19 protein-coding genes are annotated in these 19,498 nt (G+C 28.6%); 15 read left to right on the top strand and 4 right to left on the bottom strand.

All coding sequences use genetic code 11. The annotated features are described in order from the left end of the window. The first annotated feature begins 8 nt into the window (after positions 1-8). Both BUB01_RS07090 and BUB01_RS07085 read left to right on the top strand, forming a co-directional pair. On the top strand, positions 9-2,018 hold the full coding sequence (locus BUB01_RS07090; protein WP_072986000.1) for a methyl-accepting chemotaxis protein: 2,010 nt from the start codon (positions 9-11) through the stop codon (positions 2,016-2,018). Positions 2,019-2,273: 255 nt separating this feature from the next. Next, the gene (locus tag BUB01_RS07085; RefSeq protein WP_072985999.1) at positions 2,274-4,283 is read left to right on the top strand and encodes a methyl-accepting chemotaxis protein; all 2,010 of its coding nucleotides are present in this window, start codon (positions 2,274-2,276) and stop codon (positions 4,281-4,283) included. 53 nt (positions 4,284-4,336) lie between these two features. Here BUB01_RS07085 and BUB01_RS07080 read toward each other — a convergent pair whose 3' ends face one another. Together BUB01_RS07080 and BUB01_RS07075 are read right to left on the bottom strand one after the other, a co-directional pair. After that, positions 4,337-5,149: a DeoR/GlpR family DNA-binding transcription regulator gene (locus BUB01_RS07080; RefSeq protein ID WP_072985998.1), complete on the bottom strand. Its 813-nt coding sequence runs from the start codon at positions 5,147-5,149 to the stop codon at positions 4,337-4,339. Positions 5,150-5,404: 255 nt separating this feature from the next. Next, the gene (locus BUB01_RS07075; RefSeq protein WP_072985997.1) at positions 5,405-6,208 is read right to left on the bottom strand and encodes a hypothetical protein; all 804 of its coding nucleotides are present in this window, start codon (positions 6,206-6,208) and stop codon (positions 5,405-5,407) included. Between the two features lie 232 nt (positions 6,209-6,440). On the opposite strand from BUB01_RS07075, the gene ulaG reads away from it, so the two are divergent. The 8 genes from ulaG to fsa all read left to right on the top strand — a co-directional run bounded on the left by ulaG (position 6,441) and on the right by fsa (position 13,254). Then, positions 6,441-7,505: an L-ascorbate 6-phosphate lactonase gene (gene ulaG / locus BUB01_RS07070; RefSeq protein WP_072985996.1), complete on the top strand. Its 1,065-nt coding sequence runs from the start codon at positions 6,441-6,443 to the stop codon at positions 7,503-7,505. 54 nt (positions 7,506-7,559) lie between these two features. Continuing rightward, positions 7,560-7,994 (top strand): PTS sugar transporter subunit IIA, encoded by a 435-nt coding sequence (locus tag BUB01_RS07065; RefSeq protein ID WP_072985995.1) that lies wholly within the window; start codon positions 7,560-7,562, stop codon positions 7,992-7,994. Between the two features lie 33 nt (positions 7,995-8,027). After that, a complete protein-coding gene (locus BUB01_RS07060) occupies positions 8,028-9,482 on the top strand; it encodes a PTS ascorbate transporter subunit IIC (RefSeq protein ID WP_072985994.1) in 1,455 nt (484 codons plus the stop codon). A gap of 59 nt (positions 9,483-9,541) precedes the next feature. Next, positions 9,542-9,835: a PTS sugar transporter subunit IIB gene (locus tag BUB01_RS07055; RefSeq protein ID WP_072985993.1), complete on the top strand. Its 294-nt coding sequence runs from the start codon at positions 9,542-9,544 to the stop codon at positions 9,833-9,835. A gap of 18 nt (positions 9,836-9,853) precedes the next feature. Further along, positions 9,854-10,894, top strand: coding sequence for a hypothetical protein (locus tag BUB01_RS07050; protein ID WP_072985992.1), 1,041 nt, complete (start codon positions 9,854-9,856; stop codon positions 10,892-10,894). A 103-nt stretch (positions 10,895-10,997) separates the two neighbouring features. Further along, entirely contained in the window at positions 10,998-11,687 is a 690-nt protein-coding gene (gene araD, locus BUB01_RS07045; protein WP_072985991.1) for an L-ribulose-5-phosphate 4-epimerase, read from the top strand. 18 nt (positions 11,688-11,705) lie between these two features. Beyond that, positions 11,706-12,551 carry an L-ribulose-5-phosphate 3-epimerase gene (locus tag BUB01_RS07040; protein WP_072985990.1) on the top strand — a complete coding sequence of 282 codons (846 nt, stop codon included), beginning with the start codon at positions 11,706-11,708 and terminating at the stop codon, positions 12,549-12,551. 55 nt (positions 12,552-12,606) lie between these two features. Further along, positions 12,607-13,254 (top strand): fructose-6-phosphate aldolase, encoded by a 648-nt coding sequence (gene fsa / locus BUB01_RS07035; protein WP_072985989.1) that lies wholly within the window; start codon positions 12,607-12,609, stop codon positions 13,252-13,254. Between the two features lie 253 nt (positions 13,255-13,507). On the opposite strand, the gene BUB01_RS07030 is transcribed toward fsa, so the two are convergent. Together BUB01_RS07030 and BUB01_RS07025 are read right to left on the bottom strand one after the other, a co-directional pair. Next, entirely contained in the window at positions 13,508-13,777 is a 270-nt protein-coding gene (locus BUB01_RS07030) for a hypothetical protein (RefSeq protein WP_072985988.1), read from the bottom strand. Positions 13,778-14,305: 528 nt separating this feature from the next. After that, complete coding sequence (locus BUB01_RS07025) at positions 14,306-15,226, bottom strand: DMT family transporter (RefSeq protein ID WP_242958376.1); 921 nt, start codon at positions 15,224-15,226, stop codon at positions 14,306-14,308. Between the two features lie 156 nt (positions 15,227-15,382). On the opposite strand from BUB01_RS07025, the gene BUB01_RS07020 reads away from it, so the two are divergent. The 5 genes from BUB01_RS07020 (at position 15,383) to BUB01_RS07000 (ending at position 19,356) form a co-directional block, all read left to right on the top strand. Beyond that, entirely contained in the window at positions 15,383-15,943 is a 561-nt protein-coding gene (locus BUB01_RS07020) for a helix-turn-helix domain-containing protein (RefSeq protein WP_072985987.1), read from the top strand. Between the two features lie 203 nt (positions 15,944-16,146). Then, the gene (locus BUB01_RS07015; RefSeq protein ID WP_341422527.1) at positions 16,147-16,824 is read left to right on the top strand and encodes a DUF969 domain-containing protein; all 678 of its coding nucleotides are present in this window, start codon (positions 16,147-16,149) and stop codon (positions 16,822-16,824) included. Positions 16,825-16,836: 12 nt separating this feature from the next. Further along, the gene (locus tag BUB01_RS07010) at positions 16,837-17,793 is read left to right on the top strand and encodes a DUF979 domain-containing protein (protein WP_072985985.1); all 957 of its coding nucleotides are present in this window, start codon (positions 16,837-16,839) and stop codon (positions 17,791-17,793) included. Between the two features lie 41 nt (positions 17,794-17,834). Then, complete coding sequence (gene pcp, locus BUB01_RS07005) at positions 17,835-18,476, top strand: pyroglutamyl-peptidase I (RefSeq protein ID WP_072985984.1); 642 nt, start codon at positions 17,835-17,837, stop codon at positions 18,474-18,476. A 196-nt stretch (positions 18,477-18,672) separates the two neighbouring features. Then, positions 18,673-19,356, top strand: coding sequence for a Crp/Fnr family transcriptional regulator (locus tag BUB01_RS07000; protein ID WP_072985983.1), 684 nt, complete (start codon positions 18,673-18,675; stop codon positions 19,354-19,356). Positions 19,357-19,498 lie beyond the last annotated feature (142 nt).

Here is a 19,498-nt window from a genome sequence, read left to right as displayed (position 1 = left end):
GATTAAAAATGAAAAAAGTTAAATTCAAAAGTTTGAAGAGCCAGTTACTGGTAAGCTTCATAGCGCTAATAGTAACAATTTGTGTAGGCGTTGCTCTAATTGCATTATATATTTCTCAGAAATCGTTAGTAAATACTGTAAACACTACATTACCAGAAGTAGCAAAGGAAGCAGCAAGTTCTGTTGAAAATTCATTAAATGTACAGATTGGTATGTTAGAGACTTTAGCCGAAAATGAAAAAATAATAAGTAAAGATGTTCCTATAAGTGAAAAGTTAGCATTACTTACAAAGGAAGCTAAAAGAACAGGATTTATAGATATGAGCCTTGAAGAACTTAATGGAAATGGAAATACTATTGAGGGGAAACAAGAGAACAGTGCTGAAAGAGATTTCTTTAAAAAAGCTGCAAGTGGAAAAAGTGCTATATCAGATCCAATAGTATCTAAGGTAGATGGTAAGGTAATAGTTGTTTATAGTGTTCCAATTAAAGAAAATGGTACTGTTATAGGAGTTCTTACTGCTGTAAGAGATGGTAATGAATTAAGTACTCACACTAATGATATTAAAGTTGGAAAAACTGGACAAGCATTTATGCTTAATAAATCAGGAACAACTATAGCACACAACAATAAAGATTTAGTCTTATCACAAGATAATGATATCGAGAATTTAAAAAAGGATTCTGCACTTCAATCTATAGTTAATATAGAAAAGAAAATGATAGCAGGAGAAACTGGATCAGGGGAATATAACTATAGTGGTAAATCAAAGTATGTAGGCTATGCTCCAATAAAAAGTACAGGATGGTCAATAGCTATAGCTATTGAAACAAATGAAATATTAAGTGAATTAACTACTTTAAAAATAAGTATTGCAATAGTGGCATTAATTTTTATAGTAATTGGTAGCTTTATAGTTTCACTTATATCAAGAACTATAACAAAGCCAATAAATATGTCAGTTAAACAATTAAAGACAATTTCAGAAGGAGATTTAAGTGAAGAAACTTCAAAAGAAATATTAGATAGACAAGATGAAATAGGTCAAATGGCACACGCTTTAGATGTTATGAAAGAATCAGTGGTTTCTATGCTTAATGATATAAAAGTAAGTTCAGGTAACATCGATGCACAATCAGACAATCTTTCAGCTGTTGCAGAAGAATTAAGTTCATCAAGCCAAAATATATCAGTAGCAACAAATGATGTTGCAAAAGGAACTGTAGAACAAGCATCAGACTTAGTAGATATAACAGGAATATTACAAGAATTTAGTGCAAAATTAGATGGTGTAGTTAATATAATAAAAGAAGTTGATGTAAATACTAACAATATAAAAACTATGGCTGATAATAGTAACAGAGATATGGGAAATGTTATACAATCAGTTAAAAATGTTAACGAATCATTTAATGATTTAATATTAAAAACTCAGAATGTTGGAGAAAATGTTACAAAGATAAATGAAATAACTAATCTTATAAACAGTATATCAGAACAAACAAATTTATTAGCTTTAAATGCAGCAATTGAAGCAGCTAGAGCAGGAGAAGCAGGTAAGGGATTCTCAGTAGTAGCTGATGAAATAAGAAAGCTTGCGGAGCAAAGTAGAGATTCCTCTGTAAATATTTCAAATCTTATATCTGAGATATCAAAGGAAACTCAAGTAATGGTCGGAACAACAGATACTGTTAAGGAAGAGTTAAAGAATCAAGAAGGAAATATTTATACAGCTATAAAATCCTTTGAAACAATAACTGTGGCAGTAGATGAAATAACTCCAAAAATGAACATTGCAAATGAGTCAGTTGAGATATTAAATGAAAGTAAAGATGTTATCTTAGGTAAGGTAGAAGGTGCTTCAGCAATAGCAGAAGAAGTATCAGCATCCTCAGAAGAAATAGCAGCATCAACACAAGAAATGAGTAAATCAACAGAAGAAATATCATCTTCGTTAGATTCATTAACAGGTATGAGTAAAAGATTAATGGAAAATGTTAATAGATTTAAAATTTAGAACGAAGAAAGACATTAGCCTATGCTAATGTCTTTCTTTATTGATTTAAGAATTTGTTTGTAAATATAATAAATTGTTAAATTATTATAAATAAAATATTAAAATTAATGATAAATTTTAAGTTTTTTTGAATTTTTGCCTATAAATTTATTTGTATAAAGTTAGAAAAATATGAAATATGATGATAGTATAAAAGCGTCAAGATAATAAGAAAACGTAAGGGGATAAAATAAATTATAAGAGGAGAGAACTAAATTGAAAAAATTAAAATTTAGAAGTATTAAAAGTCAATTAATAACGAGTTTTATAGCTTTAATAGTTATAATTTGCACAGGAGTTTCATTAATAGCTTTATATATTTCAAAGAAATCTTTAGTAGCTACTGTGAAAACTACATTACCAGTGATGTCTGAACAATTAGCTGGTAACATAGAGAAAGAAATTAATATACAAATAAAAGTTTCAGAGTTATTAGCTGAGAATCCAAAGTTAAAAGATGAAAATATACCTATAAAGGAAAAATTAGATGTGCTTTTAGCTGAAAAGGAAAGAGCTGGACATGTTTCTATGACAATAGAAGACATTGAAGGAAAAGCAATAGATACAGAAGGTAAAGAATTTAATGTTAAGGAGGAAGAAAGTTTTAAAAAGGCTTTATCGGGAACAAGTAATGTATCTGATCCTATAGTTAGTAAAAGTGATGGTAAAGTTATAGTGCTTTATAATGTACCAATTAAAAATAATGGTAAGGTAATAGGTGTATTAACGGCTGTTAGAGAAGGAAATGAATTAAGTAAATATACTGATGAATTTAAGTTTGGAAAAACCGGTGAAGCATTTATGATTAATAAATCAGGAGTTACAATAGCTGATAAGGATAAAGATTTAGTAACATCCAAATCAAATGATTTAGAAGATGTGAAAAAAGATCCAGAGCTTAAATCAATAGTTGAAATAGAAAAGAAAATGGTAGAAGGACAAACTGGTGTAGGAGAATATACATATAAAGGTGTATCAGATTATGTTGGTTATGCTCCAGTAAAAAATACTGGTTGGTCAGTTGCATTAGATATTGAAACTGACGAAATATTAAAGGAAGTAACGGGATTAAAAATAGGAATTGCCATAGTTTCAGTACTATTCATAATATCAGGAGGAATTATAGTTTCACTTATATCAAAAACTATAATAAAACCAATAAAAATGTCAATGGAACAATTAAAAACAATGTCAGAAGGAGATTTATCCAAAGAAACTTCGGAGGAAATATTAAGTAGGAAAGATGAAATAGGGCAGATGGCTAAGTCTCTAAATGTTATGAAAAAATCGATGGTTGATATGATTAATGATATAAAGGAAAGTTCATCCAGTATTGATGTTCAGTCAGAAAATCTTTCAACAGTTGCACAGGAGCTTCATTCATCAAGCCAAAATATATCAGTAGCAACAAATGATGTGGCAAAAGGAACTGTAGAACAAGCATCAGATTTAGTGGATATAACAGGAATATTGCAAGAATTTAGTGCAAAGCTAGATGGTGTAGTTAATGTAATAAAGGAAGTTGATGTAAATACTAACAATATAAAAACTATGGCTGATAATAGTAACAAGGATATGGGAAATGTTATACAATCAGTTAAAAATGTTAATGAATCCTTTAATGATTTAATAGTGAAAATTCAGAATGTTGGACAAAATGTAACAAAGATAAATGAAATAACTAATCTTATAAACAGTATATCAGAACAAACAAATTTACTAGCGTTAAATGCAGCAATTGAAGCAGCCAGGGCAGGAGAATCAGGTAAAGGATTCTCAGTAGTAGCTGATGAGATAAGAAAACTTGCAGAACAAAGTAGAGATTCTTCTGTGAATATTTCAAATCTTATATCTGAGATATCAAAAGAAACTGGGGTTATGGTTGGTACAACAGATACTGTTAAAGATGAACTAAAGAATCAAGAAGGAAATATATATACAGCAATAAAATCCTTTGAAACAATAACAGTTGCAGTAGATGAGATAACCCCTAAAATGAGTGTTGCAACTGATTCAGTAGAAAATTTGAATAATAGTAAAGAAGTCATTTTAGGAAAACTAGAAAGTGCTTCATCAATAGCAGAAGAAGTGTCTGCATCTTCAGAAGAAATATCAGCTTCAACACAAGAAATGAGTGAATCAACGGAAGAAATATCAGGTTCGTTAAATTTATTAACAGATATGAGTAAAAAACTTATGGGAAATGTTGATAGATTTAAAATTTAGCAAACAAAGGGGCAGTTCATAGTGAACTGCCCCTAAAAAATTTATATTGCTTTTTAAATATCTTGCTTATCGTTACAATCAATTGTTATAACTTCAACATTTTTTGAATTAAATGCTGCAATTTGGTCATTAGAGACATTGTCATCAGTTATAAGATGTGAAATATCAGTTATATCTCCACTTGAAAAGTTATGATGCTTTTCGACTTTAGAACTATCAGCAAGAATATAAATAGGACCATTACAACGCTCAATCATTTTTTTGTTTATAAGAGTTTCTTTAAGAACAGAAGTACTTATTCCTGAGTCAGAACTTATTCCGCTCACACCTAAGAAACATTTATCAGCAGTAACCATTGAAAGAATAAGTGTAGCAAAATCGCCAACCATTGAACGTTTTCTGCCATGAAGTTCTCCGCCAGTTAAGACAAGTTCTACATTAGGTCCTACTTTACTTTTTAATGCATTACCATTGTTAGTTACAACAACAACTTGTTTTTTATCTAAGTATTCTAGTAATAGAAGAGCTGTAGAGCTTGAATTTATAAATATTGTATCACCATCATTTACAAGAGAAGCCGCATATTTAGCTAAAGCTTTTTTTGTTAAAGATACTGTTGGTGGATTAGATATACTTGAAGTAACAATAGGATTCTCTATTAATGAAACCCCACCATAAAATCTTTTAACTAGACCTTCTTCTTCTAAAGATTGAAGATCACGACGTACAGTAAGTGGTGATATTGATAGTAATTCTGAAAGCTCGTTTGTTTTAGCTACTTTGTGTTCTTGTAAGTAAGATAAAATATCATTTCGTCTATTGGAAACAATACCTTTAGTTTGAGTTATTTCTTCATTTTTGTTCATAGTTAACCTCCCGTATTTAGAAAAGTTATATAAAATGTACTTATAATTAATTATTTTAAAATAGGTTAATATATTAATCTATTCTATTTAGAGTCTTATAAGGTCTATAAAACTTTTATTTTCAAGTAAATTGTAGAAAATATTGAAATTAAATATAGTATTGTTTATATTTTCTATTTATTAATAGTGCAAATTTATTATAATATAATAATTCAAAAAGTTCAATGGTAATCGAGTTTTATTGAACTTTTATAATTAAACTTTCTTGTTTTTATAAAGAGAGTTTAATATACTTTGAGCTTCACAATTTATTGAAAGATCATTTTCGATTGAAGTAATATTGTTTAAATATTTTAAAGAATAATCATATTCTTTTTGAGCAATGCAAAGCTTTGATAAGTTAAAAAAGAAATGAAGTCTTTCTCTTGTATTCATTTCATTAGTTTTAACTTTGTTAAAGTGTTTCTTGGATTCAATCAAATTATTATTATAAAGATGATAAATTCCATTTAGTTCACTCCAAGAAAATAAATTAGGACAATTATTTTCTTTTTTTATGGAAATTAGATTTTTATAATAAGTTAGTACTTTATCATCATTTTTTATATCTATATATGACATAAAAAGAGTATAGTTATATATTAAAATAATATCTTTATTAAAATGTAAATGGTCTATATCTAGTGAATTTGCATATTTTAATAATTCATCAATGTTTCCTAAGTCTCTTAAAGCAAGTAATTTGAAAATTATTATAGAATTTTTATATGATTTAAAAAGATCTAAACGTTCAATTAATTTAATAAGTTTTAAGCCTTCTTTTGGATTACAACTATCAGTTAGTAAAAGAATACTTTTAGTATATAGACTTTTTAAGTATTCATTTAAAAAAGTTAAAGTTCCAAATATAAGTAAAATTAAAAAATAGGGTATTTTACCTAAAACATTAGGTTCTTTCAAAATAAGATAAATTATATAAACAAAGAACATGGTATAAAGACTATAGTTTATTAGATTTTTATATTTTTTCAATTTAGATGATGACCATGCGGTGAACATTTTATCACATCTCCTATTTATTTTAATATTTTTTGTAGTTTATATTTAAATGTTAACACAAAAGTTCAAAAAGTTCAAATAAAAACTAATGTAAACGATAAAAATAAAAAAATGATTAAAAAAGCTTGAATTATTTGAATGAGTATTGTAATATATAAATATAAACAAACGAAAAGTTCAAAAAGAACAAAAAGACAGAAGAATAAATATAAAACCTTAGGAGGCGTAAATAATGGCAAAAGTAAATGATATTACAAGAGAATCATGGATACTTAATACATTTCCAGAATGGGGAACTTGGTTAAATGAAGAGATAGAAAGAGAAGTTGTTAAACCAGGTACATTTTCAATGTGGTGGTTAGGATGCACAGGAATATGGGTAAAGAGTGAAGGAAATACTAATATATGTATAGATTTTTGGTGTGGAAGTGGAAAGAGGACAATGAAAAATCCGTATATCGATCCAGAACATCAAATGGCTAGAATGTGTGGAGGTAAAAAACTTCAACCTAATTTAAGAGTAGCACCTTTTGTATTAGATCCATTTGGAATAAAGCAAATAGATGCAGTAGTTTCTACACATGATCACAATGATCATATAGATGTTAATGTAGCAGCAGCAGTTATTAAAAATTGTGATGAAACAGTTCCTTTTATAGGACCACAAGCTTGCGTAGACAAGTGGATTGGATGGGGAGTACCAAAGGAAAGATGTATAGTAGTAAAACCAGGAGATATTATAAAAGTTAAAGATATAGAAATAATAGCATTAGAAGCGTTTGATAGAACAGCATTAATAACAAGTCCACCAAATGGAGACTTAAGAGGAACAATGCCAATCAATATGGATATAAAGGCGGTTAACTATCTAATAAAAACACCAGGTGGTAATCTTTATCATAGTGGAGATTCACATTACTCAAATTATTATGCTAAACATGGAAATGATCATCAAATAGATGTAGCGTTAGGTTCTTATGGTGAAAATCCAAGAGGTATAACAGACAAAATGACATCTGTTGATATTTTAAGAATGGCAGAAGCTTTAAATACTAAAGTAGTAATACCATTCCATCATGATATATGGTCAAACTTCCAAGCAGATACAAATGAAATATTAGCTTTATATGATATGAAGAAAAATAGATTACAATATAAATTTAAACCATTCATATGGCAAGTTGGAGGTAAGTTTACATTCCCAACAGATAAGGATAATATAGAATATCACTATCCAAGAGGATTTGATGATTGTTTCACAAATGAAATAAATTTACCATATAACTCATTCTTATAAAAATTTAATAGAGGGCAAAGTAGTTGCCCTCTATTAATACAAGGGGGAAACAATATGTTAAAAGAGTTAATAGAAAAGAAAAGATATTCATTTCATGAGGGATTTGACAACTGGGAGGAAGCTGTACATGCAGCATGTATGCCACTAATTGAACAAAATGCAGTTGATAAACTTTATGTAGATGAAATTATAGCTAGTATAAAGAAACATGGTCCATATATAGTTATTGCACCTAATATATGTATACCACATGCTCAAGAGGGAAAAGGTGTTAATGAAACAGCAATTTGTTTTATGAAAACAGAAAGACCAGTTCATTTTAGTGATGATCCAGAGCACGATGCACAGTTATTCTTTGTTCTAGCATCAACTAACAATGAATTACACATGCAGAATCTAGTCAATATGGTTGGATTTATAGAAAATGAAGAAAAAGTTGAAAAATTATTAAAAGCAAAACAAGTAGAAGATTTAATGGCATTATTGTAAACGTTAAGAATAAAAACAGAGGAGGAAATCAAGATGAACTTTTTAATGGATGTATGGAGTTTTTTTCAAATTAACATTTTAACCAAACCAGCATTTTTTATAGGATTCATAGTATTAATTGGATATCTATTATTAAAGAGGCCTATATATGAAGCTTTTGCAGGATTTATAAAAGCAACGGTTGGTTATTTAATTCTTAATGTAGCAGCCTCAGGATTAGTAAGTAATTTCCGACCAATATTAGCAGGTCTTAAAGATCGTTTTAATCTCTCCGCAGCAGTTATTGATCCTTATTTTGGGCAAACAGCAGCTCAATCAGCTATAGAAAATACAGGCAGATCTTTTTCTATGATGATGGTAGTTTTATTAGTAGCATTTATGTGTAATATTTTATTAGTTCTATTTAGAAAGTACACTAAAGTTAGAACAGTATTTATTACAGGTCACATAATGGTTCAACAATCATCAACAGCTTTATGGTTAGTATTATTCGCATTTCCAGCATTACAAGATATAAAAATAGTTATTATGTTAGGTTTATTATTAGGTACTTATTGGGCAGTTTCAGCTAATCTTACAGTAGAGGCTTGTCAAGAGTTAACAGAAGGTGGCGGATTTGCTATAGGACATCAACAAATGTTTGGTGTATGGTTAACAGATAAAATAGCAGAAAAAGTAGGAAACAAAGAAAAATCTATTGAAGATTTAGAATTCCCAGGTTTTTTATCAATATTCAGTGATAACGTTGTAGCAACAGGAATATTAATGATGGCATTCTTTGGAGCAATAATGGTAGTTCTAGGACCAGATCTATTGCATAAGATAGATACAGGATTTGCTAAAAATCAAAACTTTATGTTTTATATAATGGAAAAATCATTAAACTTTGCAGTTTATTTAAGTATATTACAACTTGGAGTTAGAATGTTCGTTGCAGAATTAACAGAATCATTCCAAGGGATTTCAAATAAAATATTACCAGGTTCAATGCCAGCAGTAGACTGTGCTGCAGTTTATGGATTCGGACATCCAAATGCAGTAACAATAGGATTCTTATTTGGGGCAGTAGGACAATTTATAGCAATAATAGGATTAGTAGTATTTAAGAGTCCAGTTTTAATAATAACAGGTTTCGTTCCAGTATTTTTTGATAATGCAACATTTGCAGTATTTGCTAATAAAAAAGGTGGATTAAGGGCAGCAATGATAATTCCTTTTGTATCAGGTTTAATACAAGTTTTAGGAGGAGCTTTTGCAGCATATTATTTTGGATTAGCTAAATATGGTGGATGGCATGGAAACTTTGATTTTGCAACAGTATGGCCAGTTGTAGGAGTTCTTATGAAAAATATGCAATATGTAGGTGTTGCAATATCAATAATAGTATTACTAGCTATACCACAAATTCAATATATGAAGAATAAAAAAGGATATTTCAAAATAGCAGAAGACTATGATGCATATATGTCAGAAATAAGTGAAGCATAATAAAGTAAGTTGAAAGTAGAAATATAAAAATTATGGGGAAATTAGAGGAGGAATTTAAAATGTTAAAGGTAATAGCAGCGTGTGGAAATGGAATGGGGTCAAGTCAAATAATAAAGATGAAGATAGAAAAGGTATTTAAAAAATTAGGAGTTCAAGTTTCAATTCACCATAGCAGTATTGGAGAAGCAAAAACTCAAGCTTCAGGGTACGATGTAGTATTTTGTTCAGAAGCATTAAAGAAAAACTTTGCTAGGGCAGAAGAAGGTGGAACAATAGTTGTTGGGTTAAAGAATCTTTTATCAGAACAAGAAATTGAAACAAAAATAAAAGAACTTGTAATAGATAAAAAATAACTTATAGGAGACGATAGTATGAAATTTGAAAAGAAGTTTTTAACAGATTTACACAGGTGCTACGCAACAAGTAGCACTGTAGTAAATGGTGAAAGATATATATTATTAGCAACAGAAGGTGAAGGAGCTTGCTATAGCTACAAAGAATCAGCAGATTTTGAGCAAAGCACTGTTTGGGATGGACCAGGAGGAACCATGTCTATGATCCCTGTACCTGGAAAGAATGGAGACTTTTTATCAGTTCAAAACTTCTTCCCAACATTTCAATCAGAGAATGCAACTATAGTTTGGACAAGATATACAGAAGAAGAAAAATGGGAAACTAAAGAATTATTTAAATTACCTTATGTTCATAGATTTGATATATTACAAGCTAATGGTAAGAATTATTTTTTAGGAGCAACACTGTGTACAACTAAGGCTTTTAAAGATGATTGGTCAGATCCAGGAAAAATATATATAGGAGAAATACCAGAAGATTTAAATAAGCCATTTGAATTAAAAGTTATAAAAGAAGGTTTAACCAAAAACCATGGATATTGCAGAACTACTTGGAATGGAGTTATGGCAGGTCTTGTAACTTCTGCAGAGGGAGTATTTGTTGTAACACCACCACAAGAAGATAATGAAGAGTGGAAGGTAGAGCAAATATTAAACAGACCAACAAGTGATATTGCAGTTGTAGATATAGATGGTGATGGTGAAGTGGAACTTATTACAATAGAAGAGTTTCATGGCAGCAATTTTTTAATAAATAAAAAAATTGATGGGGAATATAAAGTTATATATAAATATCCCAAAGAAATGGATTTTGGACATGTTGTTTGGGGTGGAGAACTTAGAGGGATTCCAACAATAATAGGTGGATATAGAAGAAATGAAAAAGAATTATTTATTATTCAATGTGATGATAAAGAAAAGCTAACATTCAAGACAGAAGTAATAGAAGCTGGAGTTGGACCAAGTAATGTTGCAGTTATAAATGATAAAGACAAGGATATTATAATATCAGCAAATAGAGAAATAGGACAGGCAGCCCTATATCTTGTAACAGATTAATAATTAATTAAAGGAGTATGGGGGAAATAGTTAAATTACTCCATACTCTTAATTATTAAGTAAAAATTCAAAAACTAAAGATATATTAAAGGAGATGAAAAAAATGCTGGAGAATTTAAAAAAAGAAGTGTATGAAGCAAATATGTTATTACCAAAATATAATTTAGTAACTTTTACATGGGGAAATGTTTCAGGAATAGATAGAGAAAAAGGATTAATAGTTATAAAGCCATCTGGTGTAGAATATGAAAAAATGAAAGCTGAAGATATGGTTGTAGTTGATTTAGAAGGAAATGTTGTGGAAGGGAAATATAAACCTTCTTCAGATACACCAACTCATATAAGACTTTATAAGGAGTTTAATGAAATAGGTGGAGTAGTACACACGCATTCAAGATGGGCAACAATATTTTCTCAATCAGGAAGAGGAATTAAGCCATATGGAACAACTCAAGCAGATTATTTTTATGGTGAAATTCCATGTACAAGAGATATGACAAAAGAAGAAATTGAAACAAATTATGAATATAACACAGGTGAAGTTATAGTAGATAGTTTTAAAGAGTTAAATCCAGGGTATGTACCAGGAGTATTAGTTAAGAATCATGGACCTTTTACATGGGGAAAAGATCCTCATGATGCAGTGCATAATGCAGTGGTTTTAGAAGAGATAGCAATGATGGCTTGGAATACAGAAATACTAACAAGATATGAAGTAAATCCTATGCCAGATGTATTAAAGAATAAACACTTTATGAGAAAACATGGGCCAAATGCTTATTATGGACAATAGATAAAGAGAGGTGCAGCTATGAATGGATATATGCTAGGATTATATGAAAAATCTATGCCAAACCATCTTACTTGGAGAGAAAAATTATTATGTGCTAAGGAATGTGGTTTTGCTTATGTTGAAATGAGTATAGATGAGACAGAAGAAAAACTATCGAGATTATATATGTCTAAAGAAGAAAGATTAGAACTAATTAAAACCATGTTTGAAAGTGGAGTTCATATAAGAACTATGTGTTTAAGTGGACATAGAAAATATCCTTTAGGTAGTAAAAATGAAACAGTAAGAGCAAGAGGCATAGAAATAATGGAAAAAGCTATAGATCTTGCGTATGATTTGGGCATTAGAATAATCCAAATTGCAGGATACGATGTTTACTATGAAGAGGGCGATGAAAAAACAAAGCAATATTTCATAGAAAATCTTAAAAAATCTACTGAAATGGCAGCAAAAAAAGGTGTGATTTTAGCATTCGAAACGATGGAAACAGAGTTTTTGAATACAGTAAAAAAGGCTATGGAATACGTTGATATGATAGATTCACCTTATCTACAAGTGTATCCTGATAGTGGAAATGTAACTAATGCAACCTTAACATATAATACAAGTACAGTAGAAGACTTTAAAGCAGGAAAAGGACATACTGCAGCTGTACATTTAAAAGAAACAGTTCCAGGGAAGTTTCGTGAAATACCTTTTGGTACAGGCCATGTAGATTTTGAGAATATAATAAAAACTTCATGGGATATTGGAGTTAGAAAGTATACATTAGAATTTTGGTATGTAGGAAATGATGATTGGAAAGAAGTAATAAAAGAATCTAAGAGATTTATAGATGAAAAATTTAAAAAAGCTTTAAAATAGGAGTTAATAAATTTATTTTTACAAAAAATATATTAGTAAAGGAATGAATATAATTATGAAAATTTTTGTGGATACTGCAAATATAGAAGAAATAAAAAAAGCTAATGAATTAGGTGTTATATGTGGAGTTACAACCAATCCATCATTAATAGCGAAAGAGGGAAGAGATTTACAAGAAGTTATTAATGAAATATGTTCGATTGTAGATGGTCCTATAAGTGCTGAAGTTATGAGTTTAGATGCTGATGGTATGGTTAAAGAAGGAAGAGAATTAGCTAAACTTCATAAAAATATAGTTATAAAAATTCCAATGTGTGAAGAAGGATTGAAGGCAACCAAAAGGTTATCACAAGAAGGAATAAAAACAAATATTACATTAATATTTTCACCAACTCAAGCTTTATTAGCAGCTAGATCCGGAGCTACTTATGTAAGTCCGTTCTTAGGAAGATTAGATGATATAGGAAATCCAGGAATAAATTTAGTTGAGCAAATAGTTACAATATTTAAAGTACATGGAATAGAGACTGAAATAATATCAGCTAGTGTTAGAAATCCTATGCATGTATTAGATGTTGCTACAGCAGGCTGTCATATAGCTACAATTCCTTATTCAGTAATAATTCAAATGATAAAGCATCCATTAACTGATGCAGGGATAAAAAAGTTTGTTGAAGACTATGAAAAGGCTTTTCTGAAATAAGGAGAATAAATTTGTATTCAGCATAACTATTTGTAAAGTAATTAATTTAATATTGAAACGAGCTTTTTTTATAGATAATATTAACTATATAAGCTTAACTTTGAGTTCAATCTAGGCAATATTTAGATGGAAATATAATAAAGAATAAGGTTAATTGCTTCCTACGAATTCGTAGGAAGCTTTTTTGTGGTATAAAAAAATATAGAGTAAGTATTAATGTACTTTACTCTATATCATCTACATTTTCTAAAAATTAATTTGCTACGCAATGTTTAATTAGTTTATCGTAATTATTTCTAATCACTCTAGCTACTTGACTATTACAAGTGATGTGATTATGAAATGCGTATCTTTTAAATGTTCCTAATACTTGCATGATATCACTTTCTTCAACAGGTTCGCAAACTTCTACATTGTTGTCTACTACTGTGAAAAACATTCTTTGTGTTTCTGAATTCTCAACTTTAAGAATTACATTATCCTTTGTCCTAACTAAACTACCTTGTGCCCAAAACTTTGTCATTTTAAACACCCTCCTATTAAATATTTATTTAATAATAAATACCTTGTTTAAATACCTACAATACTACTTTGCTTCTTTGTCTAACTCTTCAAAAGTCATTATCTTAAACAAGTTATTTAATATTTTCGATTGAATAAACAAACATTTTTTAACTACCTAATGTTAGGTCTATAATATATTATGTTTTTATTGAAATTTCTATACTAATAATTAAAATTTCGTTACAATATAATCTAAAGGGTTTTTGTAAACCAATTTTATCCCTTTAATATATTCTATAACATTTATTGTAAAAGTCAATAGTATTTTGTACAAAATACTCGAATTGGAAGATGGATATATATAATTCAAATAAATTTATAAATTGTTAATTTATTTGAATTATTTGCATTATTTTAATAATTATAAAATTAAAAGAATTGAATTTTCTTATATAATAATTTAATTAGTTTAAAAAGCTAATGTATATGTTGTAATTTAAAATCTAAATTTATTTTAATAAGATTATTAGAAACAAAATAAAGGTAATCATTCAGAATTAATTCTTGTATAAGTTTTTTTTATTTTGAAGTTAGATTTTCCTAATAAAAATGATGATAGTCCACATAGTATAAGTAGTATACCGATTCCTTGCCTAGAAGTAATAGTTTCATTAAATATAATAAATGCAAGAAATAAGGTACCAATAGGTTCGCCCAAAATACTCATGGATATAATTGAAGTAGATAACCATTTTAGTAACCAATTAAATATTGATTGACCAAGAATTGTTGCAAAAATACTTAATCCTAATAATGCAAGCCATGTATTTAATGAATATCCTAAAAATGCTTTTTTACTTTGATAACTTATAATTCCTAAAAAAATAGAACTGCTCAAATAACTTATAACAGAGTATGGTATTAAGGATAAATCTTTTCTAATCGATTGACTAATAAAAAAGTATACAGTAATAATTCCAGCAGCAATAAAAGCTAGTAAATCTCCATATAAAGCTATTCCTCCAGCCTGAAAATCATTAAATCCAACAATTATACTTCCTAAAACAGCAATAAAGCATCCAATTATTGATTTACGATTAAAATTTTCTTTGAAAAAAATAAAACCTCCTAAAACTGCAAAAAGTGGTTGGAGAGTAACTATAACAGTAGAACTTCCGATTGAAGTATAATTAAGTGATTCAAACCATAGATAATAGTGTATTGAAAGTATAATTCCTGATAATATTGATGCAATCCAATTTTTTTTTGAAAGTTCTTTTAATTCTTTTATATATTTTTTATTTAGTATTAGAAAAGGTAAAAATATCAATGTAGTAAAAAATAATCGATAAAAAGCTATAATTATAGAAGGGGCTTGGGCTAGCTTAACAAATATAGCTGAACTTGATACTGCAAAAACTGCGATGATTAAAATAAGATATTTTTTAAAATTATAAATTTTTCTCACCTCTATTATAAAATATTTTAATATTGTACAATATAATAAAATTTGTACAATATAATATATATTATAATCAGTATTTATATGGTGTCTATAAAGTTTAGTGGATTAAATATTTTATTTATAAATGATTATTTTAATAAACAGAAAGGATTTAAAAGAATGAAGTTAAGATTAATAGGACGAACAATACGAAATTATAGAAAAAATACTAATATGACAATAAGAGAATTTGCTGAGTATTCAGGTATTAGTACTTCTTTAATTAGTCAATTAGAGCGTGGGCATGGGAATCCATCATTAACAGTTTTAGAATTGCTAGCTACAGCTTTGAATGTTCCATTATATACTCTGTTTGTGAATGATATTGATTCTAATACATTAATTTCCCATAAAAATGATAGAAAAAAGATATTTAGGAAAGATAAATCCCATATTGTTCAAGATATACTCACTCCTGATTTTATGAAAAGTCATATTCAATTATTGACTATGGAGCTCAATGGAAATTCAGCAACTACCGATAATCATTATGAACACGAGGATAAGGAAGAAATTGCTGTGGTTATTTATGGAAAAGTATCTGTTCAATTAGAAAATGAAATTTATCCACTTGAAGAAGGAGATGTTGTTAGAATACCAGCCAGAATTAATCATAGATTTATTAATAATAATGATACTAAAGTAACAGTTTTATTTGTTCTAGTTCCATCACTTATTTGAATCTTTTATTTATAGTGAAAACATTATTATTACCATTTATTTGTTAGTAATAAATCTCATAATATACATACTAAGTTTTATCAAAAGTTTATTTATTTTATAAATTAAATAAACTTTTGATATTTTGTAGCCTGTGATACAGATAAAAAGATAAAAAATTGATATATTATTTAAAAAGTATATTTTAAGGGGGTAGTTTTATGATAAAACTAATTGGAATAGCTATTATAGTTATAGGGTTTATACTTAAACTTGATACAATTGCAGTTGTTGTTTTTGCAGGTATCACAACTGGACTTGTATCAGGAATGTCTTTTAATGAGATTATGACAATACTAGGGAAATCTTTTGTAACCAATAGATATATGTCTTTGTTTATAATTTCTCTTCCTGTAATTGGACTTTTAGAGAGATATGGTCTTCGTGAAAGGGCTGCATATCTTATTGGTAAAATCAAATCTGCAACAGTAGGAAAATTAACTTCTGCTTATTTAGTAATAAGAACTTTAGCTGCTATGGCTAGTATTAGAATAGGTGGACATGTTCAATTTATTAGACCACTTATACTTCCTATGGCACAGGGTGCTGCAAAGAATCAATATGGAGAAATTGATGAAGAGGATGATGAAACTATAAAAGGTTTAGAAGGTGCTGTTGAGAACTATGGTAACTTCTTTGGACAAAATTTCTTTTTTGGTTCAGGTGGTGTACTTTTAATAGTTGGAGTTATGAAGGAGCAAGGTTATAATGTTGACGCTCTTAGTGTTGCTAAGGCATCATTACCTGTGGCAATACTTATAATGGTAATAGGTACAATACAATTTCTTTATTATGATAAAAAGTTTAATAAAAAATATAAAAGGGCTAAAGAAAATAAATAAAGGAGGGTTTTTATGTTTAAGGATTCAATGACAGAATTATTATATGTTGCATGTGGGCTTGTTTGTTTTTATTCAATGTACATAACTTTAAAGGATAAAAATCATCCTTCAAGGATACCAACAGCTTTATTCTGGGGAATAGTAGGTTTTATTTTTAGTTTTAGTAGAATTGGAATGGTATGGGGTAATAAAAATATTTTTGTAAATGATACTGTTATAGGATATTTAGTTTTAATAATGGCAATACTTTCTGCCTTTAAACTAGTAAAATTCAATAAGTTTAAAGAATCAACTAGTGAATTTAAAGAAAAAATGTCACAAAAGATAGGAAATAAAATATTTATACCAGCTTTATTATTGGGCTTTGTAGCATTTATTGTAGCTCAATTTTGGTCACAGGAACTTGGACCATTCGTAGCTCTTGGAATAGCCACAATTGTATCAACTGTCGCAGGGCTTTGGGCAACCAAAGGAAAAACTACTGAAATGGCAGAAGATGGAAGAAGATTCCTTGAATTAATGGGTCCAGCTAGTATCCTACCACAAATTCTAGCAGCTTTAGGTTCGTTATTTACAGCTGCTGGAGTTGGGAACATAATTGCAAATGGAATTTCTAGCACAATACCAAAAGGCAATATATTCCTTGGAGTAGTAGCATATTGTGTTGGTATGGCTATATTTACTATGATTATGGGGAATGCTTTTGCAGCGTTTGCGGTAATCACTGCTGGAGTAGGGGTACCTTTCGTATTTGCACAAGGAGGAAATCCAGTAATTGCATCTGCACTTGCTCTTACAGCTGGTTTCTGTGGAACATTAATTACGCCAATGGCAGCTAACTTTAATATCGTTCCAACAGCTATTTTGGAAATGAAGGATAAAAAGAATGGTATTATTAAATATCAATTGCCAGTAGCTTTAGTAATGCTTGTAGCTCATATTGCTTTAATGTATTTCTGGGCGTTTTAATAAAAAAATTTGAAAATAATAAATATAATGAGGTGATTAACGTGAAAGTATTAATAACAGGATTCAATCCATTTGGAGGAGAAGCAATTAATCCTTCCTTTGAGGCAGTAAAGAGATTAGATGATGTAATTTCAGGTGCTGAAATAGTAAAAGTTGAAATACCAACAGTATTTAATAAATCTATTATAGAATTAGAAAAAGCAATAGTTAAAGAAAATCCAGATGTAGTAATTTGTGTAGGTCAAGCTGGCGGTAGATTTGATATAACAATAGAAAGAGTTGCAATAAATGTTGATGATGCAAGGATTGCAGATAACGAAGGAAATAGTCCTATTGATAAACCTGTTTTTGAAGATGGAGAAAATGCTTATTTTGCAAATCTTCCTATTAAAGCAATGGTTGAAGAAATTAAAAAAGTAGATATACCAGCATCTGTTTCAAATACAGCAGGAACTTTTGTATGCAATCATTTAATGTATGGGTTACTTTACTTAATTAATACAAAATATAAGAATATAAGGGGAACTTTTATACATGTACCTTTCATACCAATGCAAGTAATGAATAAACCTAATACTCCATTTATGGAATTAGAAAAAATTACAGAAGCGCTTACAATGGCAATAAAGGCAGCAGTTACAAATAAAGACGATTTAAAAGTTGCTATGGGAAAGATATTCTAATTTAAAAGAATTTTAAGTTAAAATATAAATGAATCATTTCTATAATAAATATTATAGAAGTGATTCATTTTTTTTAGGAAATGATTATAAGGAAGAAAAATAAGTTTGTTGTATATGAGGAGTATTGAATTTTTGTGATATAATTAGACTATAATTTAAAATTTACATTAAGATAAAATAGGGTGGGAGGAAATCTATGTATCAGCAGTTCTTTAATTGTGAAAGACAAGAAATGATGAGAGATTACTTTTTAAATACACTTAGTAAACTTGGGCAAGTAAAGGAATACAAAAGAAATGAGATAATAGATATAAACTATGAAAAGTATTTAGGAATTGTAGTAAGTGGTATGGTTTCACAAAGTATTATTAGTTTAAAGGGTCATGAAAAGTTTTTATATTATATTAGAAGTGGAGAAATATTAAATGAAATGATTCATTTCTGTGGTGGTGTAGATTCAATAATTTCAAAGGCTAAAGAATCTGTGGAAATTTCAATTATAAGTAAAGAAGTTTTAGAAAGAGAATTGAGCTTAGAGCCAGAAATATATAGATATTTCATGCATAGTATGACAAGAAAGTTTAGAATAGTTATGCTACAACTTACAAATTCAGTCTTTAATGACTCAAGAGGTCAAATTTCAGATGCATTATTGAGATTAGCTTCTATGACAGAGCCTAATAGTGAGGGAGTTATTATATTAAAATATATATATACTCATGAGGAATTAGCAAATAACATAGGATGTTCAAGAATAACGGTTACTAGATGTTTAAACGAATTCTTAAAAGAAGGTATTATAGAATATAGGAATAAGAAGATTGCAATTAATAAGCCGGATGTATTAAAATCATATGTGGATTTGGTTATTAAAGAGTAGAAAATTTAATTAAGTATAAGAAAATAGTGGGTAATTAGTTACTCACTATTTTTTATGCTTTTTATATGAACAAATATATTATGATAATTAAAAACTAATCTAATTATTTGAACTTTTTAGTATAATATATAAGCAATTTTAT

The sequence above is a fragment of the Clostridium cavendishii DSM 21758 genome, from assembly GCF_900141845.1.
Taxonomy (GTDB): Bacteria; Bacillota; Clostridia; order Clostridiales; family Clostridiaceae; genus Clostridium_AG; species Clostridium_AG cavendishii.
This window is presented reverse-complemented; position numbering and strand designations above follow the sequence as displayed.

Coding starts and splice junctions, on each gene's coding strand:
- ulaG (WP_072985996.1), top strand. CDS start 6,441: ATGGCAAAAGTAAATGATATTACAAGAGAATCATGGATACTTAATACA.
- BUB01_RS07075 (WP_072985997.1), bottom strand. CDS start 6,208: ATGTTCACCGCATGGTCATCATCTAAATTGAAAAAATATAAAAATCTA.
- BUB01_RS07065 (WP_072985995.1), top strand. CDS start 7,560: ATGTTAAAAGAGTTAATAGAAAAGAAAAGATATTCATTTCATGAGGGA.
- BUB01_RS07010 (WP_072985985.1), top strand. CDS start 16,837: ATGTTTAAGGATTCAATGACAGAATTATTATATGTTGCATGTGGGCTT.
- BUB01_RS07000 (WP_072985983.1), top strand. CDS start 18,673: ATGTATCAGCAGTTCTTTAATTGTGAAAGACAAGAAATGATGAGAGAT.
- BUB01_RS07060 (WP_072985994.1), top strand. CDS start 8,028: ATGAACTTTTTAATGGATGTATGGAGTTTTTTTCAAATTAACATTTTA.
- BUB01_RS07080 (WP_072985998.1), bottom strand. CDS start 5,149: ATGAACAAAAATGAAGAAATAACTCAAACTAAAGGTATTGTTTCCAAT.
- BUB01_RS07090 (WP_072986000.1), top strand. CDS start 9: ATGAAAAAAGTTAAATTCAAAAGTTTGAAGAGCCAGTTACTGGTAAGC.
- araD (WP_072985991.1), top strand. CDS start 10,998: ATGCTGGAGAATTTAAAAAAAGAAGTGTATGAAGCAAATATGTTATTA.
- fsa (WP_072985989.1), top strand. CDS start 12,607: ATGAAAATTTTTGTGGATACTGCAAATATAGAAGAAATAAAAAAAGCT.
- BUB01_RS07030 (WP_072985988.1), bottom strand. CDS start 13,777: ATGACAAAGTTTTGGGCACAAGGTAGTTTAGTTAGGACAAAGGATAAT.
- BUB01_RS07040 (WP_072985990.1), top strand. CDS start 11,706: ATGAATGGATATATGCTAGGATTATATGAAAAATCTATGCCAAACCAT.
- BUB01_RS07055 (WP_072985993.1), top strand. CDS start 9,542: ATGTTAAAGGTAATAGCAGCGTGTGGAAATGGAATGGGGTCAAGTCAA.
- BUB01_RS07020 (WP_072985987.1), top strand. CDS start 15,383: ATGAAGTTAAGATTAATAGGACGAACAATACGAAATTATAGAAAAAAT.
- BUB01_RS07050 (WP_072985992.1), top strand. CDS start 9,854: ATGAAATTTGAAAAGAAGTTTTTAACAGATTTACACAGGTGCTACGCA.